At 58.0% G+C, this 25,407-nt stretch carries 17 protein-coding genes and 1 tRNA gene; 4 read left to right on the plus strand and 14 right to left on the minus strand.

The features are described 5' to 3' along the window. The first annotated feature begins 191 nt into the window (after window positions 1–191). Together NKJ40_RS17200 and NKJ40_RS17205 are read left to right on the plus strand one after the other, a co-directional pair. A tRNA-Asn gene (locus tag NKJ40_RS17200) sits at window positions 192–266 on the plus strand. 1,048 nt (window positions 267–1,314) lie between these two features. Continuing rightward, window positions 1,315–1,578: an ImmA/IrrE family metallo-endopeptidase gene (locus tag NKJ40_RS17205; protein ID WP_352467048.1), complete on the plus strand. Its 264-nt coding sequence runs from the start codon at window positions 1,315–1,317 to the stop codon at window positions 1,576–1,578. A gap of 33 nt (window positions 1,579–1,611) precedes the next feature. On the opposite strand, the gene NKJ40_RS17210 is transcribed toward NKJ40_RS17205, so the two are convergent. The 7 genes from NKJ40_RS17210 to hsdR all read right to left on the minus strand — a co-directional run bounded on the left by NKJ40_RS17210 (window position 1,612) and on the right by hsdR (window position 17,077). Further along, a complete protein-coding gene (locus tag NKJ40_RS17210) occupies window positions 1,612–4,806 on the minus strand; it encodes a sacsin N-terminal ATP-binding-like domain-containing protein (RefSeq protein WP_352467028.1) in 3,195 nt (1,064 codons plus the stop codon). Next, window positions 4,803–7,562 carry an ATP-dependent helicase gene (locus NKJ40_RS17215; protein ID WP_352467029.1) on the minus strand — a complete coding sequence of 920 codons (2,760 nt, stop codon included), beginning with the start codon at window positions 7,560–7,562 and terminating at the stop codon, window positions 4,803–4,805. Before NKJ40_RS17215 ends, NKJ40_RS17210 begins: the two co-directional genes overlap by 4 nt. A gap of 367 nt (window positions 7,563–7,929) precedes the next feature. Next, a complete protein-coding gene (locus tag NKJ40_RS17220; RefSeq protein ID WP_352467030.1) occupies window positions 7,930–8,979 on the minus strand; it encodes a hypothetical protein in 1,050 nt (349 codons plus the stop codon). Window positions 8,980–9,020: 41 nt separating this feature from the next. Then, entirely contained in the window at window positions 9,021–10,619 is a 1,599-nt protein-coding gene (locus NKJ40_RS17225) for a restriction system-associated AAA family ATPase (protein WP_352467031.1), read from the minus strand. After that, on the minus strand, window positions 10,616–12,184 hold the full coding sequence (locus NKJ40_RS17230; protein WP_352467032.1) for a restriction endonuclease subunit S: 1,569 nt from the start codon (window positions 12,182–12,184) through the stop codon (window positions 10,616–10,618). The genes NKJ40_RS17225 and NKJ40_RS17230 overlap by 4 nt, the downstream gene beginning before the upstream one ends. Next, a complete protein-coding gene (locus tag NKJ40_RS17235; RefSeq protein ID WP_352467033.1) occupies window positions 12,181–13,674 on the minus strand; it encodes a class I SAM-dependent DNA methyltransferase in 1,494 nt (497 codons plus the stop codon). The genes NKJ40_RS17230 and NKJ40_RS17235 overlap by 4 nt, the downstream gene beginning before the upstream one ends. A gap of 13 nt (window positions 13,675–13,687) precedes the next feature. Beyond that, entirely contained in the window at window positions 13,688–17,077 is a 3,390-nt protein-coding gene (gene hsdR / locus NKJ40_RS17240; protein ID WP_352467034.1) for a type I restriction-modification system endonuclease, read from the minus strand. A 343-nt stretch (window positions 17,078–17,420) separates the two neighbouring features. Between hsdR and NKJ40_RS17245 the strand changes: the two genes are divergently transcribed. Beyond that, window positions 17,421–17,900 carry a hypothetical protein gene (locus NKJ40_RS17245; RefSeq protein ID WP_352467035.1) on the plus strand — a complete coding sequence of 160 codons (480 nt, stop codon included), beginning with the start codon at window positions 17,421–17,423 and terminating at the stop codon, window positions 17,898–17,900. A 175-nt stretch (window positions 17,901–18,075) separates the two neighbouring features. Here NKJ40_RS17245 and NKJ40_RS17250 read toward each other — a convergent pair whose 3' ends face one another. Further along, complete coding sequence (locus tag NKJ40_RS17250) at window positions 18,076–18,735, minus strand: primase C-terminal domain-containing protein (protein ID WP_352467036.1); 660 nt, start codon at window positions 18,733–18,735, stop codon at window positions 18,076–18,078. A gap of 328 nt (window positions 18,736–19,063) precedes the next feature. On the opposite strand from NKJ40_RS17250, the gene NKJ40_RS17255 reads away from it, so the two are divergent. Next, window positions 19,064–19,357, plus strand: a complete 294-nt coding sequence (locus tag NKJ40_RS17255; RefSeq protein ID WP_352467037.1) for a hypothetical protein — start codon at window positions 19,064–19,066, stop codon at window positions 19,355–19,357. A gap of 622 nt (window positions 19,358–19,979) precedes the next feature. Here the strand turns inward: NKJ40_RS17255 and NKJ40_RS17260 are convergent. The 6 genes from NKJ40_RS17260 to NKJ40_RS17285 form a co-directional block, all read right to left on the minus strand. After that, a complete protein-coding gene (locus NKJ40_RS17260; RefSeq protein WP_352467038.1) occupies window positions 19,980–20,747 on the minus strand; it encodes a helix-turn-helix domain-containing protein in 768 nt (255 codons plus the stop codon). Window positions 20,748–21,155: 408 nt separating this feature from the next. Next, window positions 21,156–21,377, minus strand: a complete 222-nt coding sequence (locus NKJ40_RS17265; RefSeq protein WP_352467039.1) for a helix-turn-helix transcriptional regulator — start codon at window positions 21,375–21,377, stop codon at window positions 21,156–21,158. A 59-nt stretch (window positions 21,378–21,436) separates the two neighbouring features. Beyond that, window positions 21,437–22,045 (minus strand): hypothetical protein, encoded by a 609-nt coding sequence (locus NKJ40_RS17270; protein ID WP_352467040.1) that lies wholly within the window; start codon window positions 22,043–22,045, stop codon window positions 21,437–21,439. Continuing rightward, window positions 22,045–23,184: a tyrosine-type recombinase/integrase gene (locus NKJ40_RS17275; protein WP_352467041.1), complete on the minus strand. Its 1,140-nt coding sequence runs from the start codon at window positions 23,182–23,184 to the stop codon at window positions 22,045–22,047. Before NKJ40_RS17275 ends, NKJ40_RS17270 begins: the two co-directional genes overlap by 1 nt. Window positions 23,185–23,539: 355 nt before the next feature. Next, window positions 23,540–24,691, minus strand: a complete 1,152-nt coding sequence (locus NKJ40_RS17280) for a recombinase family protein (RefSeq protein ID WP_352467042.1) — start codon at window positions 24,689–24,691, stop codon at window positions 23,540–23,542. Beyond that, window positions 24,688–25,407, minus strand: a 720-nt coding sequence (locus NKJ40_RS17285; RefSeq protein WP_352467043.1) for a recombinase family protein, incomplete at its 5' end; no start/stop codon positions are given. The genes NKJ40_RS17285 and NKJ40_RS17280, both read right to left, overlap by 4 nt.

Below are 25,407 nucleotides of genomic sequence, written 5' to 3' on the forward strand. Positions count from 1 at the left end.
CACCGTCAGCCGGAGAAAGCCGCAACGGCCTTTTCTGTTCCGTAACAGGCGAGAGACAGCTCATATGAGGGCGCTCGCCGGCCATTGCCAGAACGCCCTGCGCCAAAAAGCACCGAAAAAATGCGAAATGCTTCTTTGCAAAGCCGAAACGGGTTTGCTATAGGCTGCCCCACGCACATAAGAGCCTCTGTTCCCCGGTAGCTCAGTGGTAGAGCAACCGGCTGTTAACCGGTTGGTCGCTGGTTCGAATCCGGCCCGGGGAGCCAACATTTTCAAGTCCTTAGGCAGAATGCTGGACGCTAACAAATCAGCCGATCTACAGCATATCTACACAATGGCCTTCCGCTAGGATGCCGTGACTTAGCGACAGAGAAGCCTTGGGATGGTATAGGTTCACCTATCGACATGGGCCAACCGCTCCCGATTTTCGCTGGACTGCTATGCAGCCAGAGAGATCTTTTAATCTGTAAGCGGTTGTCAGCCCTAACCTCCCTCCGGGGTCAGGGGTGGGTCGTCGGCTCGAATCCGGGAAAAACGGACTTGCCCCCAAAGTCCATCTTGTAATTTTGCTTGTTGGCGTGCGGCAGCGCTACGGGTACCGCGGAAGCGGCTAATATTCTGAGCCTAAACCCATTCGCGAATTTCGATCGGTGGCGGATTTCGCACATCATACACGACAATCAAGCGCTCCGACCTTCTCCGAATCTCGGTGGCAGCCTATGTTCACCTCAATGGGGCAACTGATCTCGTAGAAAACCAAGCTTCAAAGATGCGAGTTGATCGAGCATTTAGAGACAGCGTTAGATCCGCAGGATTGAAGTCGTCTGCGGTTGAAAAGGTATTGCCCGATTGGGCAGCGCGAGCCTTCGAACGGCATCCGGCGTCCTAGAACTTAAGGGATTTTTGGTACGCCACTTGGGGTTACGCCTAGAAGCTGATGGTTCCCTAAGCCCGGCCGTTCTGCCGGCTGCTTTGTTCAAAACAACGGTCGGAACAAATATTAAAGCGGTATCGGCGGCGCGGCGCATCGCGACGTCGTGCGCGAAGATCGTAGCTCAGGCCTCGAAAGGCGAGGGGCACGGATTCGACGCCGATCCTTCGAGCTTAAGGACTTCGATAATTGAAAAGTCGAAGCACGGCTGGGTTAATTTCGAGTCTCTGCTTGGCGAATGCTGGGAAATCGGAATTCCGAACATCTATCTGCCGGACTCCGCCGGTCGAAGGCCGAAAGATGCAAGGCATGGTGACAAACGTTGCGGGTCGACCGGTCATAGTTCTTTCGAAAAACGACCAGGCTGATTGGCTACTTTTATTTTGGCACATGAATTGGGCCACATTGCCAGGGGCCATCTGCCTCAAACTGAAGGCGGCGCCATTATCGACGCGGAGGTGACTTCTGACAGTTCGGCCGGCTCTCAAGAAGATGAGGCAAATAGTTTTGCACTTTCCGTCCTAACCCCGTTCAAGGGGATTCGCATTGCGTCGTCGGTGCCAAAGTCTCCCGAACTTGCAGAGGCAGCGATAAAGTTCGGGAAAGCGAATAAGCCCTGGCCACGTCATTCTCAACCCAGTGCGTAACACGACGATAAACAGACAGTCGCTTTTCGCGCTTCACTCGGCAGCCGCGAGATCCTCGGGCGCAATTAACGCTATCGCCTCCCAGCCCCGGTCGAACGTGAAAGTGCCCGTTGCGCCGTGCGGGTTGCGGATCTTGAGCACCCGCGCCTGCGCGGTACCGGTGCGTTCAACCACGTACAACCAGAACTGATCGCCGCAGCGGCGGGCCTGCTCCATCTGGGGGTTCGAAATGCCGACTGGCCGGTCTGCGAGAGTCCCCTTCATTGCCTTTACCTCGACCCATCGCTCGGGCTCGCCCGCGATGTCCTTCTCGATCAGATCAAAGCCCTCGTTGCCTGGCGGCGTCCGTTCGAGAACTGGTTCGAGACGAAGAATGAGTCCGATCGCCGCCTCTTCGAGATCCATTCGCTGCTGATGGGTCAACCTGTCGGGATCGACCTCCTCGCCCTCGGGACGCGTCCCGACATAGGATATGAACTCACGCGTACCGCCACCGGAGCCGCCGCCCTCGCCACGAGAGGCGCCGCCACCGGAGCCACCACCCCCTGATCCACTGCCCGAATTGCCGCCCCCTTGCCCGCCAGAATCGCTGCCGTGGCCCTGTTCGGAGGTGTCGCCGCCGGCGCCGGATCTGTCTTCCCGGCCCGAGTGTTCATCGGCTCGCTCGTGTTGGTCTTCGACGTCGTGCTCGTCCTTGACGTCGTCAACTTCGGAGTCGTTGGCGGCGGCTTCATCGTCCGCAGGCTCCTCCCGGAGCCGCTCGCGAAGTTGCTGGAGGTCGGTAACCCCAAGCCGTTTGAGTTCATCGAGCACATCGGCGTCGATCCCCACTTCACGGGCAAGGGCGGCGATCGCCGGGGGCTTGAAAGCGATACGGGACTCGAGAACGGGATGCGAAGGCCAACCAAGTTCTGCGAACAGTATCTCCGAAGGGCGTCGCAACTCCCCGGTTTGGCCCAATATCCACGCCGTGTCATTCAGGCGGCGCAGGAACTTCGCATCGATAGATGTCGAGCGTGTCTGCATGTACGTCCAGCTGTAGGTCACGGAAGTTACCGACGGACCACGACGATCCACGAGTTCGGACACGGCTTCCCAAAGTAGCCGCGCGCGGTCCGGGCGTTTTTCTGCCGGGAGCGTGGGCATTAGTTTGAGCAGTTCCTCAAGGCCAGCCACGTCCACGTCATGGATCCGTTGTTCCGTGCTGGCACCTTCCCATCCTGCCGCGCGACGTGCAGCCAACCGCTCGCTCTCAGTCAGGTCGCTTACGTAGATCTCGGTCCGCAAGATGCGGGTGGCGCCGGCTGCATCCAGCATGTCGCGCGCTTTTTCACCGCGTAGGCACTCGAAAGCCGTGTCGAGGAGGTAGACCCCCTTTACGCCTTCGAAGAGGTTCGTCATGCGAGCGGCGGCGAGATAGACCTCGCCAGGCTTGCAGATGAACCGCTTCCCGGTGGCGGCCTCCTTCGCCATGACGATATTGGCCGATTTCAGTGCTCCGATCAGCTTGTCCCGCTGTGCCTGGGAGTCCGTGTCGAACGCCCGCAGCATGCGAGCGATGTCTTCGGCATAGTTCTTGGTGTCAACCTCTTCTTTCTTGTAGCCGGGCAAGAGGTTGAGGATTACGTCGTCCACCGGGTCAGGCTTGGTGAGGCCAGCACTTTCAAGGAACTTGCGTGTCTGCGAGGTATGAAGCGAAGCGCGCAACGTCGGGAAGCCCGTCTTTTCCCCGGTCGGCAGGAAGACCTGCCTGACTCCGTTCTTCGTCAGCGGTACGTGACTTCCGTTCTCGAGCCGGAACAGGGCAATGTCCCGAGCACGCCCGCGCATCAGGGATGGCTGGGACGCGAGCAGTTGATAGAACCGCACCATCCAAGTGTCGGACTGTTTCTCAAGGAAGCTGTCCTGAAGACGCGCGAGCATCTGATCGAGGGTGAGCTCGGTGACCTTGAGCTCCTGCATGAGGAAATTTCGCAGCTGCGGTGCCCGATCGGTGGTGATCTCGGCGGAAGCCCAATAAACCAGGCCTTCACTTCCGAGCAGTGTCTCCAGTTGCCGTGGACCAAACAGATCCCTGACGTCCTGGGCTCGCGCAAGCCGAAGTTCCGCCGCGCTAGCGAACTTGCCTGTCACTGTGGGCAGTAGTCGTTTGGTCTTGAGCGCTTCTACCATGCGTTCGTACAATGGTGAGAAGAGCCCGTTCTCGAGCTTGGAACGATCGAGGGGAAGCGTACGCAGCGTCGCAACCGTCAGCAGGTCCACGGATTGCAGGTGCATGAGTGCGTCAACCAGCAGGTCGGCGGTGATATCAGCGAGCTTGATGTTCCAGGGCTTATCGGTGGGAACATTGTCGCGGCTCGGCGTGGTCTGGTAGGGCCCCTGGACTAGAAACCCTGTGTAGGTCGGCAGCACGGTCGGAAAGAACACAACGAGGCGCGCATCGGAAACGGGCTGCACGACTCCCTGTTCATCCTGAAGCACGACGTGGAAGGCTAGTTCCGCCTGCCCCACGACCTTTCCCTCGTTTTCCACGTCCCGGGAAAAGAGCAGGTATTCCTCGCGGCTTGTGTCGCCATTATTTGCAGTGAAGAGCGTCACTTCCCGCATGAGACCAGCACCGGTCGCCTCGCGCCTGTAACTTCCGGCACCTACGCCCTCGACGGACCAGACGATTTCGTCGACATACTTGAGGAACAGCAAGGCCTCGCCGCCGAGCGAGCGCAAGCCCTCTGCGATCTCACCGAACGCGGATAGGTCGTCAGCATCGAGTGGCAGCAGGATAAGAGTCTCGTCCGTGTGGCGCTCACGAGCAGGGATCGCCTGTGGCAAGACGTATTCGGCGATCGAGAACGCTTCCGAACCGGAATGTACTTCGGGTTGTCTGGTAAATGCGTAGACGGACTTGAACCCGATCCCGAACCTGCCGATCGACGTGACATCCTTGGTACTTGCGTTGATGCCGCACACTCCCCCGACGTCGGCCTCGTTGAACGGCGCGCCGAAATGGGAAATACGAAGTTCGTTTGCGCTGAGGCTGAAGCTGACTGCCCTCGACCCAGCCCAGCCAGGACGTCGTCGCAGCGCATCCTCTGCGTTCTGCAGAAGTTCGTAGATAAAATGTGTCCGCTTGTCGTAGCGGTCCTCCAGCAACATCTTCCCAATGCGTCCGATCGCCCTACCGTACTCCTCCTGGTTTTCCTTGCGGAGAGCGGCATAGTCGACGGTCATTGCGGAATCCTCACGCCATCGGCAGCGGAACAGATACGACCGAAGTCGCATGTGGCGCAGCGTGTCGCCTCCGGAGCCGGGGCGAAATCATTGTCACGCAGTGCCTGCGCGGTGCGGTGAATCCGCTCCGTGACATCCCGAATGAGGTCGTTGTCAACAGACCTAGCCTTGCGCCGTTGATGATCGAGCTCATAGGTTTCCACGAAATCTGCGTCTTTCCCGGTCAGCTCGCGATAGCCAAGCGCGTAAATGTGAAGCTGGGCCTCGGTCAGTGCTTCCGCCTGCGCGCGTTCGTTCGATTTGAGATCGACAATTGCCACATCACCACTATCCCTGCGGCGCACGAGGTCTATCCGCCCTGCCACGGACACCCCGTTCCCGAGGTTGAGCTCGATAGCCTTCTCGCTGAACTCGAGGTGTGGGAACTCGCTCTGCCGGGCTTCGATATAGGCGGCCACGGTTCGGATCGCGGCCTCCCGCATCGTTTCCCTGAGGCTAGGGTAGGCATACGGGACACGCAGATGCCGATCCACAAGTCCGTCGACCCATGATGCATCAACTGTCTCGCCCGCGATTGCCCGCATATGGAGCTCAGCCAAGGCGTCGTGCAGCGACTTTCCATACCCGAGCGCCTCGGCGAGTGGGGCGTTGAAGCCGTACAGGGTTCGCATCTTGAACTGGTAGGGGCACTCGAAGAAATAGCGCATGTCGGAAAAGGAAAGCCGAACGTCGGCGATCGCCGAGCGGGCCTGCGGCAATCCTCGCGGCCGACCGCTCAGATCTTGCGGCGCGCGTCGGACGTAGCGGGACTCGAGTACGTCGTACCAGAAAATCGAAGGCTTGACGTTGCGATTGCTGCCGGGGGTCGGGGCGGTGGTCATGTGCAGGTGCTTTTGGCTTCGGGTGACCGCCACGTAGAACAGGCGCCGCTCGTCCTCATCCGAGCCCAGGTAGCGGCTCTGTCCTTCGACGCTCTGCGCCGGGACAAGATGCCAGACCGACATGCCGCCCCGGCCAGCCGGCGGAAATCTGTTCTTCACGAGCTGCGGAACGAACACAGCCGGCCACTGCAGCCCCTTTGCGCGATGAATTGTGAGAATCTGCACAGCATCAACGGCAACGAGGCGCTCCTCAGTGCCGGTCGACTGGTCATAGACTTGCTCCGCCTGATGGCGGAGGAAGCCAGCGAATGACTCATATTTCTGTACTGGCCGGGAATGGAAGTAGATCGCTTCGAAGTCGGAGATTGCCTGACTGAACTTGGCAAGATTGTAGAAAACAACCTCGCCCCGGCCTCCGGGTACCAACTCTTCTCGGAGCCCCAGGCGCTCCAGAAAGCCAATGTACTGACGCTGGATATTATAGACGGAGAACCGGACATCCTGATCTTCGGTCGCCATACGGGTCCGCGTGACCTCGGCTTCCTGCACCGCCTGTTCGATCAGTGACGGTATAGTGCCGAGATTTGCCGCAGTCCAAGCCGCGACAACATCCACAACCTCCGCCTGTCCTGCCATCAGGTAGAATAGCTGGCGCGCGGCTTCGGCCTCTGGCGTGTCGAATAAGCTTCCCAAGCCCACAGACACTACGGGGATGCCTTCGCGTTCGAGAGCGGCCCGAATCGGTTCAGCCATTTTTGTAATGCGGATAAGAACGGCCATATCGGACCAGGATATTGCGCGATCGTTGTCACCGTCTCGAATCATCGTTCCATGGAGGGCGCGGCAGGTTCGGGCGACATAATCCGCTTCGTCTTCGGGAGAGGAAAACTGCAGAGCAACAATGTCGCCGACTTCATAAGTCTGCCGGTCGGCTGAACGCATCGACTTTGCAAGGCGCACAGGGTTCTTCTCGATCACCAGCCGGGCGACATCAGTGATCCCGGGGCTCGAGCGGAAATTGTCCTCCAAGCGAATCGATCGGGCACTGTACCGCGCCTCAAACGTAAGGATGTTGCGGGCGTCGCTGCCGCGCCACTGATAGATCGTCTGATCATCATCACCGACCACCCGAACTGCGGCACCGAGCGCATGAAGCTGGCTGACAAGCTGCTCCTGAATCGGGTTCACGTCCTGATATTCGTCGACGATGACCACGCGCAGCCTCTCGGCAAGCCGCACTCGAACCGCCGAGTCGGAAGTGATCGCCCGCACAGCCTCCTGCAGGATCGAAGAGTAGTCGAGGTAACCCTTCTCGTGGAGCAAGGCGCTATAGCTATCGAGACCATCGGCGATGCTTATCTGCTGGAGTGCCGCACGATCCACCTGCGCTTCGCGCAACAACCCGAGCGCGTCGATATAGACCCGCGTATCAATGTAGCGCCGTAATTGCCGGCCCTGCAGCGTCGACGTAGCAGTCAGGCCGCATCGGGCGGAACTACGATCGACGAACAGGGTCTGCTGCGTTTCGTTCAGCACATCGTACTTGAGGAACTGCGGAACCTCGGAACGGAGCAGCTCTAGGCAGAACCCGTGAATGGTTCCGATATACATCTCAGCCGCGCCGACCAATTCAGACATCGCTTCTGCGCACCGCTCGATGGTACGCTGGCGCAGTTCAGCAGCTGCTTTCTCCGTGAAGGTGAACGCAATAATGTTGCGGGGGAGGAGGCCAGCTCCACCCACGTCGATGGGGGTGAGCAATCCCGCGATGTGACGGGCAACCACCTCAGTTTTGCCGGATCCTGCACATGCAATGAGCTGTAGGTTGCCTTCACGATGACGTATTGCTTCTAGTTGAGCTTGGGTAAGCGACATTTGATTCCCCCCTTATCTACTGCCGAAGCATGAACAAGTTCGAACAGAAGGCAATTGAAATCCGTTCGTTGAATCAAGGCTGATGTAATTTGTATTTTCTGGCGATATTGCTGCATTGCGCGCAAACCATCAGCGAGCTGTGATCGCAACGTACTCTCGGCTTGCGGGGAATGTCGCTTGCGAAAGCTTATCGTAGGTCCGTTCAGATCTCGAGGTGAGCCACCGCTTTAATAGCAACTAAGATATCGGAATTGGGCATGAAACACCGCGCTCTTTCGCAGCCGCGCCTTGAGTTTGAGTAGGCATCTCGCTCGACTCAATGAGGCGGAGCGCTGAGACTGGCAGAAGCGGGCAAGTCCCGACTTGGTCAGGCAGCAGCGTTCATAGTTTCCTTGAAACTCCCAATCAGGTCCCGAAGCCAGTCGACCACCCTGCTCCCTTGCTCAGTGTCGTCGCATCGATCAGCTAACATCAACATTGTCGCCCGCTTAAGGAAGGCAGAGTCCGACCAGCCCTCAGGTACAGCCGTCTCAGCGAATTCGCGCAACGTATTGCGGAGATCAGCCGGCGTGTCCGCAGCCCGATCCGTTTGCGCTGCCCATAGACTCAAGTGATCCATCCAGCTGCGAAAGCTGGGGTTGAGTGAGGATGCTCGGTAACGCGCCGAAATGTTGAAGGCGGCCTCCCACGTTTGGAGTTTTGCCGGGTCACCTCCTTCCCACTGAATATCCCAGTCAGGACAACGGACCAGATCAACTTGGTCCCCTTCGAATGGCGTGCTGCCGGCCAGGGAGAGTGTCAGCTCAGGACTGTTGTAGGGATCACAACACAGGCGACGGTTACCTTGGGCATCGACGATAATATCCTGCTGATGTTTGTAACGCGAGTTGCACTTGTTCCCCATTGGCGTGAGGTTACGAAAGTTCGTGCCGGCAAACGGATAGAAGGCGATCGGCAGGTAGTGGTCGAGGGCTTCTCGCTTCTGTCCAGGGGCATCAAGAATCTCGACACCACAGAAAGCACAAACCTTGTGTTGCAGAGCGTTGTAGACACGTTTGTAGTTTTGATCGCGCAATCCAAGATCAGAAAGAAGACCGAACGCAAATTCGAATATTTCTTTGATCGGCGTCCTGACCGAAGTGGGAAGCTCATCCAGGCGAAGGCAAGGGAGACCATCGTTGAGGAGCACGGGCAATTCATTCTGCCTGATCATGGCGTCGCGAACAGCTGCGTGGTCTGCTGCCTCTAGCGCTTGGTAGGCATCGAGCAGCCTCTGTCGCCTTGCTTTGAGGCCATGCTTGGTCCTGAGTCGGTTCCTGTACGCTGCAGGAATACATTCGGGCCAGTCCACGGGTGATTGCCCATTATCAATGTCGCCAGTGTCAGCCGTAAGCATTTCTAAGAGTGCATCATGCAACCAGTTGTCGTGGAAGCCCAACGGCGAGTATGAGAAGAGCATTATTGCGTCTGACCCTTCTTTAGCTGTCGCAAGTGATCGGCAACAAATGATTTCTCTACCGAGGCACCAAGACGGGGGAGCGCATCCTCAATTTTTTCAATGTCTTTCGTCTTGAGCAGTTCGCCGATTTCATCCCTCGCCATCTGCGAAATAGGCGGTTGTACAGCAAAGCAAAACTCCAGGATCCGGTCGAAATTGGCACCAAAGGTTTCGATGCCAGGACCAGACACGGCTACCTTGTCTCCAGTCCGGGAAAAGATCAAAATCTGCTCGCGCGGAAGGTCTGCCGGAACGAATGGGGCGTGCGAAGTCAGGAGGACTTCTTGCTCCCCGCGCACGCCGGGCAAATCGAGCAGTCGCTTGGCGAACTTGATGCGCCACTCCGGATTGAAATGAGATTCCGGTTCATCGAGAACGAATAAGGCATTGTGGTTTCGGATCATTGAGAAAAGGCCCAGCACCAACGTCTGTTGATGCTCGCCATCTGAGAGCGAGACATAATCGACTATGCCTGTCCTCGCCTTGGCTTTCGAATAGAAGCGCACTTCCTGGAAGCCAAATACCAGATCTTCCTGCTGAGGTTCGGGCAGACGGGCAGCGAAGCGCCGCTCCTTGACCGCCTTTTCCATACGCTGCCTCGCGACGCGCGGAATCGCGAGGTCATTGAGCAGCGAGAGTTTGTGCAGCGCTCGATAGAGGTCCAATGCGCTATCAAAAAAATGACCGAACGCGTCCCGCGTGGCTGCATTGACGAAGAAATCAAGCGTGTAACTCTCTGTCTTTGCGTCCTCCGTCCAACATGTGGCAGATCGTTTCAGCCGGTCGAGAACGGACTCCAGCTCCTTGGTCAGCTGGATTCCCTTTCGTCCTGTGCGCTGCCTAATACGCGCCTGTGCCTTCGGCGCCGCTGGGTGGGCTAAACGGACCACGCACCTGCATGAAGCGATATCCGCAAGCCTCGCATGATCCAGAATGCTCTGCCGTGCCTTGTCGCTGTTAAGGATAAGATTGGCAAACAATACCTCAAGGTTCGTTCCATAGTCGATCAGCAGCATGCGATTATCGGGCGGAGACGGGGTATCGGAAAGGGCTGCCTCTGCGACTGCAGATGCATAGTTGGATCGGCTGAAAAGAAATGGCAGGCTAAGCGTCTCGTTGTCGCCTGAAGTATAGCCAACTATCAGCAAAGGCAAGTATTGGGCAAAGGTCGACTCAGATGGTGCTACTATCTTCCAGCCATCCGGCACCTCGATTTCCAGATTTATCGACCCTATGCGCCGGCCCTTCGACCTACGCGAAAGCCTGACGTTGACCGGTCGGTCCGATGTCTGCTGCTTAATGGTGTATTCCAATTCAAACTCCGCCTCCGTGTTAGCTGAGCTTCGCTCTTCCTGGGGGCTATGCGCATGCCATGCAGCTTGGAATATTTCCGCGAGGAGTTGCAGAAATTGCGACTTCCCAGAACCATTCGGGCCAAGCAGACACAGCGGCTCTAGATGTTCGTTGGCGCTTGCAGGACGGATTATCCGAACCTCCAAACCGTCCAGTAAGCCCCCATTGCCACCTGAACGGAATATCTTGAGCCCCGTCAACCTCATGCGGCTACCCGCTGAAGGATCATCTGCTCGCCAGCCTTATCAAATACTTGGCGAAGCACGGGTTCGACCCCAGAGAGCAATTCAAACAACGCATCACGAATTTCATCATGCGGAAGGGTTAGCCGTTTGGCCAAATCTTCGTACCGAAGTCCAGCGATAGGCCAAGTTCGGCTGTCTTCTAGCAGACGATCGCGAGCGGATATTGTCTTTGCTATCATTGGTTGTTCTTTCCACGGATTGTTCTTTCTCTGGCGAGATATAGGTTCATCGCCTTGTTGCCGCCTAAGGTGCGCCAGTAAAACGCTCGCTGATTCGTCATCAGGATCCTGTGGCACCAATTCGCCGCGAAAGCCTTTCGCGAGGATGGCGGCTTGTAGCCGGTCGAGCAGCGCCTGGGCGTGTGCTGCTTCGGCTTCGAGGCGATTTGCGCGGGCGAAAACGACGTCGAGTTGGTCGGCAATTCGAGCCTGCTCTTTGCGGTCCGGTAAAGGCAATTCATAGTCGCGCAAATGGCTAAGGCCGATGCGGGGCCGCGTTGCACCGTGGACTTTGGCCTTCATCGCCTCGTAGGTCTCGGGCGAGGCCAGCATGTAGGTGACGAAGCGGGCGTCGCAGACCTCCGTGTTTGGTCGAATGGTGAAACAGTCCGCCTTATTGATCGCAATCCCATTGAAGTCAGCTGGAACCTGGCAGACCCGTACATTCCGATCGACGAATGAAGAAAACAGTATGTCGCCGGGCTTAAGAGTGTGTCTCGTCAGGGCTTCGTACTTCTGAGCGGAGATGAAGCTCTCCTTGTCTGCGATGAACCTGAGGTGGCCAATGTTCTCCAGCCGGATCACGCGCACGCCCGATGGCACATAATCGGCAGACTTCAGGTTCGAGCCAAAGGGCCCGTCGAACGTTGAATTGGCCAGATCGGCTATCGACACGGCGGCGGCCACCAATTCTGCGCGCGCAGTACTCAGTGCGGTCGAGCGAAGTTGATTTGTGAGCAATGTCACTTGATCCAGCTCCGCCCGCGCGCGAACGAGACGAGTCGTCAGCGCCACCAGCCTCTCGACGATGCGGCGCTGCTCGGCCTTCGGCGGCACTGGCAACTCAAGTTCCTTGATTCGGCCGCCAGCAATACGCTGACGTGTCGTTCCACCCGCGCGGTCAAACATGGCTTTTCGAATGGCGGGGCTATTGATCCATCGGACGAACCACTCCGCTTCCGCAAGCACACCATCGGTTCTCCAGATCATGACATCGACGGCTGTGACAGCGGGCTGATCCAAGCCCGGAAAAACACAAGCGCGCCCAATCGGATCGGGCATCCGAGCAATCAACACGTCACGAGGCTCGAGATAGGTGCAGCGCAGCCGCTTGGCAGCGTCGCGTGTCATAAACCGCGCTGATCGATCGCGAAAGTCGCCGTCACCAATGTCGGCGAGCTGAGTTAGGCGAACCTCTCCGGCTGGATCTTGGTCCTTGGACTCGACCCAATCACCATCACTGACCAAGCCGTCAATGCCAGCTAGTTCCTCGACCGTGGCCGTAGCCCACCCCTTCGGCAAGGTCATTCCGGCGCCTCCGTCAATTCAGCTTCTGTCGCAACCGCCGCCGCGCTTTCGATTAATTCCTCCATTAACGCGCGCACTTCCTCAAGCGACGCAGCTAGGTGCCCCTCGATTGCCGAGGCGATGTCCTCCGGTGTATCGAGCCCGTCTTCGGGGTTAGTACTGGCGTCCTTCAACCAGCTGATGTCGAGATTGTCGCCGCGCGATGCGATTTCCTTGCGGGTAAATTTGCGAAACCGACCTACCTCCCCCTGATCAATACGCGCGGAGCCGCCGTTTGGGTCGTCGCCAAAAGCCTGGACAAAGTAGCCAAGGTCGGCTGCCGTAAACGGGTTAGTCTTGCCGTAGGCAGGCGCGCCTGAACGGGCGTCATAAATCCACACTTCCCGCGTCGCGTCTTTCACCGGAGCTTCTTCATCCGCGCGGGTGAAGAACAGCACGTTGGTCTTCACCCCTTGCGCATAAAAGATACCGGTCGGCAGACGAAGAATGGTGTGTAGGTTGCACCAGTTCAGCAGCCGCTGGCGCAGAAGCTTGCCGCGCCCGTCGTCGAATAGCACATTGTCCGGCACGACAACAGCGGCGCGCCCACCGAGCTTCAGCGCGCGTAAGCAGTGCTCAACGAAAGGAAGCTGGTAGGACGAGACGCGGTCCGTGACGGTAAGGTCATCACGCGTCGGCGGTCCGCCCGCCGGGCCAAAGGGAGGATTGGTTAGGATTAGGTCGGCATTCTTAAATTGCGGCAGTTGCCCTGCGGACGATAAGGTGTCGGCAAGGTCGAGATTGTCAGCGTCAATGGCGTGCAGATGCAGGTTCATCAGCAGCAGACGGAACGTATCGGGTACATTCTCGATGCCCCTAAGCGCCAGCTTCAATTGGAAGGCCTGCTGTTTGGGGGACAGTACGAAATAGTCGTCCGTACTGGCCTTCATGAATGTGTTGGCAGCGATAAGGAACCCTCCTGTGCCAGCGGCCGGATCCTGGATCACTTCCCCAGGCTGCGGCTTCATCAACTGGACCATCACCTCGATAAGCGCGCGGGGGGTAAAATACTGCCCGGCACCCCGCTTGGTCTCCTCCGCCATTTTCTGCAGTAGGCCCTCATAGGCATCGCCGAAGGCATCGCGCTCCTTGCTGAACCAATGCAGACCGTCAATTGCGTCGATGAGCTTGCGCAGGTTCGCTGGCTCGCGCACTATCGTGGCTGCGTTTTGAAAAATGGCGACGATCGAGCGATCCTTCACCTTCTTCCCATCGCCGAGATCGATCAGAGCTTGCCTGTAGCGCTGAAGCACTTCTGTCTCACTGGCGGTCTTCAGCGCGCCCCAGCGAAACTGTTCGGGAATGCGGCTCTCATCCCTCTGCTCCGACGCCATCTTTAAGAAGAGAAGGTAGGTTAGCTCGGTGACATATTGCTGGTAGGTAACCCCATCCTTACGCAACAGAGCGCAGAGGCGCCACAGCTTGTTCACTAGATCTTGTGACGGGTTCATTGGCTGTCTTTCATTATGCCGCGGTGTCGCCGCCCCAGATGGCGGTGTTCAAGTCCTTGAGCACACCTTCCAGCCCGGATTCGAACTCGCGGTCAACCACTTCAAAGCCACCGGCCTGTGCGAAGAGCGGATCGGAGAGGATTTCGGGGTCGCCAACGGGCTGAGCTTTGAGCGCGCGACCAATGCGCACCAGCCACTGCCGCTGCCTCGCGGTCCACGACCGGCTGGCGAGAATTTGCTGTACGCCGTTTTCCACACGAGTTTCGTAGGAAACGAGCGGATCGCCGAGCGCTGCCTGTCGCACAAATCCAATGATATGAGCTGCGATGTCAGCATTGCGCACGCTGCCATAGGCGCGGCGCAGGTGGGCTTCCGAGAAGCCATTTGCGTCCAGCAGTGTTGCCAGCTCTTTTAATGCCTTGCGCCTCAGGTCGCGCGGCCGCTGTGTGGCGGCGATCATCGCTGGCACGGCGTTCATATTAAAGCGCACAAATGTCTCGAAGCTTTCGATGTAGTCGCGCGGATTGGCTTTGTCGCCAAAATGGTCATCAACCGAGATGAGCTCGTCGTCATGTTCCGAAATGTAGATGCCGTCGCCCAACCCTTTCCCTGCCCCGGCAAAGTCCAAAAGGGTCGCAAGCGACGGATGTCGACGAAACAGGTCAAGTGTCACGGCCGGCGCGGTCGATTTCAGCTTGTCTGGCAGGACGTCCAGCGGTCCCAGCGCAGTCTCCAGCCCTTCGCGCTGCGCCTCATCTAAGCGCTTCAGGCCTTGGCGCAGCTTCACCACGATTTGATCGCGTACGAAACCTCGGTCTTCTTCCGTCGTCGCCCGCCCAAGATCGCTGACCAATGTGGCGAAGGTCAGCGACGGATCGACCACGACGGGCCGCATATCGGTAACTTCCTGCAGGTTGGCGTAGATATCGACTGCGTCGAAGATTCGGAAATACTCCTTGCCGATCTCATCGCAGCGCCGTGTCGCGCGGCCGATCATCTGGTCGTAAAGGATACGGCTGTTTACGCGGCGCACGAATACGAGATTAACGATCGCTGGCACGTCGATACCGGTTGTCAGCAGATCAACCGTGACGATGTATTTCGGGCGCGGATCATTCTTGAAGGCCTTAATGCGGTCGAGTGGCCTGTCCACCGCGCCGGTGATTTTCTCGACCAGGTCATGTGTCTGTGGCCCGTATTCGGCGACAAGCGCAGCACGTAATTCGTCGACGAGAACGTCGGCATGGTCATCGCGGGCAGCGAACAAAAGAGTTTTGCCCGGCTGGTCCGGAGGACATTCAGCCGCAACGGCTTCCGCTACGGCCCGGTTGAAGGCGCGCGTATATACCTTCTTGTTGAACTCGGCGACCTCAAAGTCGACCTGGTCTTCCAAATTGAACAGGTCGATTTGGCCCGTTCGCAAGTCAACAATGTTGACCTCTTCACCCTTGTCGAAGCTAATACCCGTCAGGCTGAGTGCCGTGGTAATTCGGCGCGGCGGACGGTGGTCGATCAGGTAGCCATCAATGACCGCCTGCCTGTAGCCGTAGCGGAATACAGGCACGCCAAAGATTTCCCGTGTATGCAGCGCCGGCGTCGCCGTGAGCGCGATCTTGGTAGCGTCAAAGTAATCGAGGACTCTGCGGTAAGCCGAGAGATAGTTGTCCAGATCGCGGAAGGAGAGATCTTCCTCGCGCAGCTCAGCGTCGAGGGTGTAACCGCGATGCGCTTCGTCGACGATGATGAGATCATACGTGCCGGGCGTCGGGCGCTCGGCGCTTGGGTCATCGAAAATACGGCGGATCATCGCCTGCACAGTCGCTACCTGAACCCGATCTGTCGCGTCGGGGAACTTGCGAGCCATGTCAGCGATCGGGAATACTTGGTCGAACTTAAGAAAGCCACTCGTATCGGTCGTGCTCATGGCATCGAGCGTCTGACGGCCAAGCGCGTTGCGGTCAACCAGGAACAGAATGCGCCGAAAACGCTTTGTGCGCAGCAGTTCGTACATGAGCGCGATGGCGAGGCGCGTCTTACCCGTGCCGGTCGCCATGGCGAGCAGTATTTTGTCCTGTCCGCGCGCTACCGCAGCCTCGACCGCGAGGACGGCCTCGTGCTGATATGGGCGCAGTCCTGTGACACCGATCTCTCGATCCGCGAGTTCGGTGAGGGCTCCTATTTCCTGCTCGAGCCGCTCAATGAGATCTCTCGGCGAAAACCATTCCGACAGCGCACGCGGCTGCGCCTGCGAACGAGCATCCCAAAACCAGATTCCCGACTTGGTCGCTAGCTGCTGCACATAAGGACGGCCATTTGTTACAAACACAAACGGAGCGCGAAAACGGTCCAGCCCATCGATCCAGGGCGCATCTGACAGGGTCTCCTCTGCCCGAAGCTGGATATCGCGTGAGTAACGTTTCGCTTGGCCGATTCTGCCCGGCACGTCCCGAATCTGCCGCTTGGCTTCAATGACCGCGACGCAGCGGCCATCGAAAAACAGGGCATAGTCGACTGGGCCGCTCTCTGTCGGCCATTCGGCAATCGCGATTGCTTCGGCTGGCCCCGGGCGCGCGCCGTTTGCGTAGCGAAGTGCTTGACTGTCCACCCGCCAACCGACGGCCCGCAACTGCTCGTCAATTAGAACCCGCGTCGTAGCCTCGTCGATCTCAACATGCTCCGCACTCCTAGCAGCCGACTGCGCCAAAAGGTCCAGCTGGAGCGCCGGGGTCGAATTGGCTGTTGACTGGAGTTCGACCAGCGATAGTTCCGCCGTGCGAAGCGAAGCTTCGGTATCGACTGCATACTTCTCCCAAAAGGCTCGCTCTTCGGCTTCTGAAGCCATGCGTCCCTCAAGCTCGCGGCGCATGGCTTCAGCATCCTGCGCGGCGAGCTTCGCCTTGGCTTCCGCATCGGTGCTGGCCGCAACAGCGTTGCGCAACGTCTCGATTTCCTTGTGTAGCGCTGCCGTCACATCAGCGCGCGGAACCGGCGGCACGAACAGGCCAGGCGTAAACGACGGTGCCTTGCCGTAAGTCATATGAAACCAGACACCAATCGCGCGAGCGACCTTCAGGCCAGTCAGCGCATCGCTCGCCGAACCCTTGTCTCGATGCGCGGCGAGATTGCCGGCACCTTTCAGATGATAGAAAAAGTCGGCGATCTCTCTTTGCAGGATCGAGCGAGAGCGGAGGATCCGCAGCAGGTCATCGAACGACATGCGGTTATCGTTGTAGAGTGCATGTCGCGCTGCTACCTGCTTCGCGGTAATCTCCGCGAACTGCCTCATCTTGATGAGTGCCGTCGTAGGATCGTCGGCGTAGTACCGCTCCGCCAACCGGCCAAGCTTGGCTAGCTGAGGGCTATGATCCCGAAGGAAATCGAAGTTGCCGCCCGTCTCTCCCATGCCTCCAAACTAACCGCATTTGGGCGTCACTCAAGCTATCAAGGCACTTCAACGTTTATGTCATGCGGATTTGCGGTTCACCGGGGTGAAGCGAACTTAAGACTGCCACTTATCGGTAATATCCGAAAAGGTAATTTTTCAGACTGTCTATAAAAATGGGCACCGGTCGGTCCCAGCGTTAGGTTTTGCATCTTTAACGACATGGTGCCAGGGGCCTCGGCTTCCGCTTTCAAGCTATCCTCTCACGCTCGATTAAAGGTTCAAGTCACTGATTTCTTTGAAAAATTGTCTTGCCAAGTCGTTTATTTCCGATTTCACTCGGCTCGAACACTGGAGGCTTGTGATGGTCGACATATTGATTTGGACAGCATTCGTAATACTCGGGTTTGTGATCCTGCACGGACCAATCATTGCTTGGGTAGAGGACAAGCTGAATGGTGATGATGGCCACACCCGTATGGTCACCGCCTTTCATGATGATCGGCGAGCCCGGGGTTTGAGCTATCAGCAGCGTTGTGACGAGCTTCGCGTCCGGGAGGCGCTGGCCAAGACACGCCGCATCGCAAGTGATCGCGTGGCTACGAACGTGCCCAGTTGGTTTGACGACATTCAATTGACCAAAGAGGAGGTTATTTCCGACCTAGCGTCGGACCGGCCGGACCTCTCCGAGGTTCTTAGGAGTACACTCCGCGATCTTAGCTACGGCGACATCCTTTATCCGCGCGAGGCCCAAACCGTAGATCGGCTTTGCCTTCAGAGTGCGAAACGCGTGGCACCGACTGAGGATCAGATTGCTGCGTTGCGAATTGTGCGTCCTGGCTGAGCAAGGTTGCTTGGAAGGAAATAACCGATAATCTTGCCACGTGTAAAATCGGCTATTTCCTACCCCTTCGTCATGCGCTCATCGGTTTCTTCCTTCGGGTTGCTCGCACCCGCCTACGCTGTCGGCCGCCCTTAACTACTCTGAGCATTGGTCCTGTGGGGGACACTATGTAATACTACACCCTCCCCCCATCCTTCCCCGCTACCTTGTGTCCCCAACCTAGCTGGTAGAGCACTGCTCTGCCCTCATAACCAACCCTGAATAGGCATCCCTCTTCGATGAGGATGTCCGATGCCCGGATGATCAGTTTCCTCGAAAGTGGAAGCACACCAGCCTTCGGGATTGAAGGCGAAGCGATCTTGAAGCGCTTGCCCTGGATATGTCCGTGGTTGCTCTGGAGCAGCGAGTAGAGACTCCACGCTTCGCAGCCGTTCGGCCGTGCAAGCACCCGATCGCGCCGGAGCATCATTGCGGAGTGCCTGCCTTCCCACAGCGAGTTGCGTTTGCGGTATCCCCAAGCCGACCTCGCAGTTTTCTCGACTTCCGCGTCCGAAAAATCCTCCGGCGAGTCAAACATGATTGTCCGCATCTGCAGTAGATCCGCAAGCAATTGCTCGTAGGTCGACGCGGTACGGGAGTAGGCGACTGCGCGCGCGAAAAGTTGGTCGTTTCGGGCGCCCTTCGGGATACTTGCCCTCCCGCTGGCGGGATGGGCTTCGGGTACCTCCGATGGCCGGCGGTCCACGAATTCGGAAAGAGCACGAACATCGCAAAGCGCCTCGCCAATCGCGATATATTCGGCCCCGTCGGCGCGGACGCTGGTAGCAGCCAGCACGTATTCGTTCGGTCCGGCCTTGAAGTCGATCGCGATATTCGCAGGCGAATATTCTTTGGTGCCTTGCCCGAGAAGCGATAATAGTGATGCACGCCGCGCCGTGTGCGGACCTGGACCGTGCTTTCGCCGAAGCCTTTGCGGACCGGCAGGAGCCGACCTTGCCGTTCCGGCGAACGAGCAGCGATCATGCTATCGGCGAGCATCGCACTTTCAAATTTGATCCACATTCATTTTTTGTCGGTGTTAGCAGCATTCGCAGTTCGGACGTCCTTGGGCGCAAGGAAGCATCGCGTATGCGGGGGAGGTGATTCCATGGGAGGATCGCAAAATGAGAATTCACGTGGCAAAACTGGTGGTAATCGCAGTGATCGGTGCCGGCATGACATCGTTTGCAGGAGCAGAACCCGTCAAGTTCGATGCGCTGGTCACGCAGAAAGAAGCAATTCGACTCGACTTCGCCGATGCCAGCAAGCACTTCTTCCTTCTCGTCCTGCGTGAAGGCAAATCCGAAAGTCAGGGTGCGCTTGCTGGGACGGCCGTTCAGGAATATGGCGCTCACGATATCGTGCCTGGCGTTGGCGGCGAGCCGCACGGCTATCTTGAATTCACCAAAGGGGATTAGACAGAGCCTACATCAAATGGACGATCCAGGCCGTCTTCGTCCCTGGTCCCGACGGCAAGCCAAAGCTCCTGGATAACGGCGTGTGGCAGGTTGTGGGCGGGACAGGCAAATTGGAGAAGCTCAAGGGAGCCGGCACGTTTCATCTGGTTCCGACAGGACCCACGGAGCGCCGTTTTGTGATGGAAGGCGAGTTGGTCCAACAAACGTGGTCCCAATCAGCAATTCAGTTGGTCGGGAGTCCGGTTGTGGCCCATCGCGTCATTTCGCGGCGTTGCAGAATTTGGCCGCTATCTGGGCATAGCGGACTCTGGCGAGCTGTCCACCCGGCAGATTTATGAGTTCACGGCCTAGCCTAGTCTAGCCTAGGTCAGATGTTTTCGTCATCGGTTATTTCCTTCTCTGGCGTGGCTCGCTCCTTTGTTGAATTTCAGTTTTTCCTCGCGCGCGCGAAACGTAGAGCTAATGCCTTCATGAAGGCGGTGCTTTGTTTGCCGCTTGCGGCGAAAAGAGGCCATGATAAATAAAATAGCTCGGCATCGGCCGGCAACGCGAGTTTGCGAGCGGGGCGAGCTTGCGAGCCGGAGCCCGACTCGTATCGGGCTCTCTGCCACGAGGCTCTGGCCTAACGGACATAGGATCCCCTCAAGCTACGGGTTCGCGGTGGATCGCCGAACAGCCATTGTCCCAACGACTCGCCGTTGGCAGAGTTTCTCGGCTGCGAGTTTCGTGGTGTGCCCGCACGATTACTCGCTGCGTGCTCGACGTCGGCGAGCGCGTCCCGCAGGGCGCACGCCGCTTCGGCTTCCGACTTGAAGCGTCCGATGTTCATGTCGACGCCGTCAAGGCGAACTCGGGCTCTCCATGAGCCATGCTTTCCTTCGCGCCATACTCGGCCCGACCAGCGCGTTTTAGACGTCTCCGGAGAGGGTATATATTCTTCATCCGCGCGCGAGGGACTTGGGGCAACGGCATTATGTGCCGGTTGCAACTCATGGGGCAACCGGAGCAATATGCCGGTTACAACGTCCTGCTGCTCCCGGCATTCGCTGCCGGTTACAATTTCGGTTGCCCCACCTTTTCGAAGGTCGGTTATCGTCGCTTTCGGCAGGTCGAAATTTTGGCCGATCTGAAGGCGCGTCGAGTCCGGCACCCGCCCTTCGCGACCTCCGCGACTGCGCCGCTCGCGCGTCAGTATGCCGGCACGCTCCAGGAGCGCAATCGACCCACGAACAGACCTTTCGGCCAGCCCAGTCCACTGAGCGATATCCGCTTGAGATAGAACACAGCAACCCGCGACGTCGGCCGAATCGGCAAGGATGCGCAGCACCATCAACAGGGTTCCATCTTCGACTCGCTGCCGATCAAGCCACCGCCTCGCCGCTGCGCTCATCGGTCGCTCCGATATTCATGAGCCAGCCGAATGGCTCGGATTGCCTCGCCGAACCTGAGACCGAACCGCCCGCATAGGTTTGGCAGCAACGGCCGTTGCGCCGTCCAATATTCTCCGCTCGTTCGCTTTTGATCACCTTCCGAGATTCGCTCCGGGCGGCGGTTTCGTTGTAGGGTCGCTGTCATCTCTCGACCCCCAAAGCAACACCGACCAATCCGCCCTTGGTCAGACGCTCGCACGCTCGAAAAGCCTCGCCCCTGGAGCCAAATAATTCCTGCTCAATAGCGGTGCCGCCGCGCCAGATCCGAAGCGCCCAGCGCCCGTCGGGCTCGTGTGCGATTGTGAAGTGATCGGCGCCTACTTTCGGGCCGGGCGCCTCGGCATGAGTTCGCTCATTGGCGCGGCTCATCACGCGGCCTCGCCACGTTCGGCTGCTGCCTTTTCAAGAACGGCAGCGAGTTCGCTCACGCGCCATCGATTGGTGCCAGGACCGATTTTCAGCGGCTTGGGGTAGCGGCCGGCATTGATGCCGCGCCAGAGCGACGACCGATGAATCGGAGTGTTTTCGCCGCCGATTAGGCGGCATGCGCCAGCCTCGTCGACGAGATCCGTAGGATTGATGGTTTTCATTGTGGTGCCTCGCGTTTCATGTTGACGCGAGGAACATCGCTCAGGGAAATGTGGAACGCTTAGCGAGCCTTCCCAACATTCTTTAAACGGCGGGCAATCGTATCGACCTTTTCGACAAGTTGAAGCCTGTCGCGGACTAACTCAGCAACTCGATGTTTGGACAGCCGGGAAGGTGATTGCGCCCATATCCTATTGGCTTCTTCGTTCCACGCTTTGAAATCTGGCGCTCTCGCCTGTCGACGCGAATTGTTTCCGCTTCGGGCAGCCATCCGGAGAGCGTCGGCCGCCTTCCGACCGCGGACCGCATCACGCTCCCATGCCCATTTGATGTCAGCACGGGCGAACAAGTCACCGGCATGGAAGGCGAACCTTGCGGCAAGATCAGCATTGCCCTGAACAATGAATCGCTTGGCGTCCGCATGATATTCTAGGATGCGCTTCGCAAGATCGGCCGGGCTGTCCTCAATATACGGGCCACGGCCGGCGGCATTTAAGATACCCTTGCATAATGCGACGGGATCGTAAGTCGCTGCACCGAATTCGCCCCCTTCAATGAGCTTTCGTTTCCGATCCTCAGACCAGTCCACAAGCACCTGAAGATCTTCGGGGCCGTCAATCAGCGTTTCCGTTGTGGCCGTGATACCGGTTCCCTTGGAAACGACGCGCATCAGGCCGCCCTCCCAGCGATCGGGACGATCTCAGCACCACCCGCTATGATTCCGGTCAGGCGACCGGCCCAGAGTTCCAGCGCCTCGGTTTTTTCCTTCAGATAGTCGTAGCGGGCATAGACGCGGCTTGTGATCGTGCTCTTCGTTGCGCTTATGTGGTTCAGCACATGCCCAACCACGAAAGGCGAGACGCCGAGCATTTCCATATGGGTCGCGGCCGAACGTCGAAGATCGTGGCATGTCCACGGCGGCATCCCCATGATGGTCGCTGCGCCACGCTTGATGACCTCCTCCCGCTTGATGGCCTTCGCGATGGCCGCGCCAGTCACCGCTGCACGGGCGCCAGGGCCAGGGAAAACGAAGGACGGCACCGCCCTCTCCTTCCGCTTTGACAACGCTTCGACTTCGGCAAGCTGGTCCCCGATGATTTCGAGCGCCATGCCGGAAAGCGGAACAACATGCTCGCGCTTGTTCTTCGATCGTGCAGCCGGGATCGTCCAAATCTGCTTCTCACGGTCGATCTCGCCGCGCATCATGCCGGAGACCTCGCCGACGCGCTGGCCAGTGACCAAGCAAAGCCGAATAACTCGCCGCGTCGACTCCCTCATGTCGGCATCCGCCAGCGCCTTCCACATTGTCTTGATTTCGTCAGCGGACAGAACGCGATCACGCTCCACTGTCTCCGTGGGCTTCTTCATGCCATCGGTCAGGTTGTCATCAAGATCGCCACGGGCGCGAGCCCAGCGCACCATCGCACGCAAATCCTCGAAAAGCCGATTGGCCTCGACGCCAGCGCCGCGATCCTTCACCGCGTCGATACATTTCGTGACGTCGCGCCGATGCAACTCAGACAGCTTCACACCACCTATGCAGCCAGTCGACGCTCCTTCGACTTTCGCTCCGTCGCCATCCCGACCCGAAACGTTCTTCCGCAGCCGCCGAGCGATCTCGTCTCCGCTTCGCTTGGTCGCCGCATGTCGGGCCACGTAGTTCTCAACGAGATCGGTTACGGTCATCGATGCAGCGGCGGCCTTCTTCTCGGCAATCGGGTCGGTGCCATCCGTGACATCGCCGCGGGAGTCCTTCGCCTTCTCACGTGCCTTGGCCAACTTCAAATCGGGGTATCGGCCAAGTTTCAACTAGGCGCGTTTGTCAGTCCCCGGCTTCGTGTAGACGAGAAAGAAAGCCTTCGCCCCGCCAGTCGATACCCTCAGACAGAGTCCCGTGGTACTGGTATCAAAATAGTCGGTTTTGCGCCCTTCTCCGACTTTCGCGGCTTGGCAGAATTTGTCCGTGAGTTCGACCTTCGGCATTGTGTTCCCCGACCAACCGGTTCCATGATCTACGAAGTGATCTACGCCATACTGCGCGCTTGGTCGATACAGAATGCGACAACGTGAATGGCTACGAAACCGATTTTCTCATTGGGGACAAAGCGTTGACCGTTTCATGCCGTCTCACACAGTTCTATCACATATCAGTGGAAAACCTCTGTTAACCGGTTGGTCGCTGGTTCGAATCCGGCCCGGGGAGCCATTTCAGTACAAAACTGCGAACGTCGTGCCCCGCCGTATGCACACTGGGGTTTCCTCTAGACGTGACAAGCGTCTGCAGGAGTGTAGCCTTTGATCCCTTGATAAGAATCCGGTCGGCTCCAACCTCAACCCGCTGCACCAGCGTTTGCAGATGGTGACGCCTAAAGCTTCCGTCCTGAGCCCGCAGTCGCTGCCTGACCCCTTCTGCGAACCGCGCAACAGCCTCTTGGGTAATTTCGATCGCTTGGCTGTCTCGGTGCTCCGCGCGCTCAGCGTCGGCGTTGGCCGCATCCCGAATTCTTTTCAATTCGGCGATTCTTCCCTTGAGGTTGCTATCGGCTAAATCGGCCAGACCGTTCTCGATCGCTTCGTAGAGTCGTGTGAGCTTCCCTTCAGCGTCGGCGGCTTGTCGTCGTAGATCACCCGCCCGATCCTTCTCGCGATCGACTTGCTCTGCCCTCCGACGCAACAACCCGGACAGCAATTCCTCAAGTCTAGCCGGGTTCAATAGCCGCAGATCCACATGATTCACGACTAAATCGTTGAGTTTCTCCATCGGCATTGTTCGGCCCCTGCAGCCCCTATGCCCCTGTCGGGCGGTCGTGCAACAGGTATAGTATCGATACTGTTTGCCCTTTCCCGAGGTGCGCAAAGTCATAGCACCTCCACAGTCCTCACAGAACACAACGCCGCCCAACAGCGTCGGACTGTTCACGGATCGCGGCGCCCGCAATTGCGGACTTCGCGACTTGAGGAGATCCTGGACCGCGTTGAATTCGTCCTCCTCGATGATCGGTTGCACCGCAACATCGATGATATCTTCCGGCGCCTTCTCAACACCTTTCCGTTTGCCGCTGACATTGAAACGATGTCGCCCGATGTAGGTTGTACGCGTTAGAACCTGATGCACTCCGCCGAGACCCCACTGTCCTCCGGTTTGTGTCCGAATCCCTCGATTGTTTAGATAGCTAGCGATCTGACGCACTCCCATCGGGCCGTGATCACTATCGCCCGCATGCGCCAAACGGAACATCAAGCGGACATGGTCGGCGGTCAGAGGGTTCGGTTCGATTTTCTTTTTAGTCCGGGTGCCACGTTGCTCGGCGGTCACGATCCTATAGCCGTAGGGTGGCCGGGAACCATTCCAATAACCCTGCCGGGCGTTTTCGCGCATAGCTCGAAGCGTGTGCTTGGCTTCTCCTTGGACTGATATTCATCGAATAGCGCCATGATCTGGCGCATCATCGTGCTCATGGGGTCATCACCTAGATCCTGCGTGATCGACGTCAGCCGAACACAGTTCTTCGCCAACCGACGGACGTAGAATTCAAGCTGGAACTGGTCGCGGAAGAACCGTGAAAACGAATGCACAGAGATTATGTCGAATGGCGCAGGCCGTTGCGATGCAGCGTCCATCATTTTTTGGAATTCGGGCCGCTTGTCATCCGTCGCCGATGCACCTAGCTCAACAAACTCCGTCGCCACAGCAATCCCCTTCGCCTGACAATAGGCCCGCAGCTGGCGACGCTGGTCTGGGATTGAAAGATCGTGCTCGGCCTGCCGGCCCGTCGATACGCGGAGATAAAGTGCCGCTCGGCCGGACATGATGCAAGGGTCGTGACTGAAGTCTGCCGATATCTGGATGATCACGCGAAAAAGACCACCGCAGTTTCGATATCTGAGGCCCTCCGTGTAATCAGGCGTCGCGTTAACACATTCTGCGTCAACGACGGTAAGCGCGAATTTCCCCGCACCTTTTGCTGTTGAGTGCTCTGATGCATGAGGTGTCCACCAAAATAGGTGGACACCTTGTGATGGAAGAAGATG

This window comes from Mesorhizobium sp. M0119, assembly GCF_040322615.1.
In the GTDB taxonomy this organism is placed as follows: domain Bacteria; phylum Pseudomonadota; class Alphaproteobacteria; order Rhizobiales; family Rhizobiaceae; genus Mesorhizobium.

Excerpts from the sequence above, each read along its gene's own strand:
- NKJ40_RS17215 (WP_352467029.1), bottom strand. The coding sequence starts at position 7,562 with ATGTCGCTTACCCAAGCTCAACTAGAAGCAATACGTCATCGTGAAGGC.
- hsdR (WP_352467034.1), bottom strand. The coding sequence starts at position 17,077 with ATGGGAGAGACGGGCGGCAACTTCGATTTCCTTCGGGATCATAGCCCT.
- NKJ40_RS17270 (WP_352467040.1), bottom strand. The coding sequence starts at position 22,045 with ATGCGCGTCGTTTCCAAGGGAACCGGTATCACGGCCACAACGGAAACG.
- NKJ40_RS17245 (WP_352467035.1), top strand. The coding sequence starts at position 17,421 with ATGGTCGACATATTGATTTGGACAGCATTCGTAATACTCGGGTTTGTG.
- NKJ40_RS17210 (WP_352467028.1), bottom strand. The coding sequence starts at position 4,806 with ATGACCGTCGACTATGCCGCTCTCCGCAAGGAAAACCAGGAGGAGTAC.
- NKJ40_RS17260 (WP_352467038.1), bottom strand. The coding sequence starts at position 20,747 with ATGAGCGCAGCGGCGAGGCGGTGGCTTGATCGGCAGCGAGTCGAAGAT.
- NKJ40_RS17230 (WP_352467032.1), bottom strand. The coding sequence starts at position 12,184 with ATGACCTTGCCGAAGGGGTGGGCTACGGCCACGGTCGAGGAACTAGCT.
- NKJ40_RS17265 (WP_352467039.1), bottom strand. The coding sequence starts at position 21,377 with ATGAAAACCATCAATCCTACGGATCTCGTCGACGAGGCTGGCGCATGC.
- NKJ40_RS17225 (WP_352467031.1), bottom strand. The coding sequence starts at position 10,619 with ATGAGGTTGACGGGGCTCAAGATATTCCGTTCAGGTGGCAATGGGGGC.
- NKJ40_RS17255 (WP_352467037.1), top strand. The coding sequence starts at position 19,064 with ATGAGAATTCACGTGGCAAAACTGGTGGTAATCGCAGTGATCGGTGCC.
- NKJ40_RS17235 (WP_352467033.1), bottom strand. The coding sequence starts at position 13,674 with ATGAACCCGTCACAAGATCTAGTGAACAAGCTGTGGCGCCTCTGCGCT.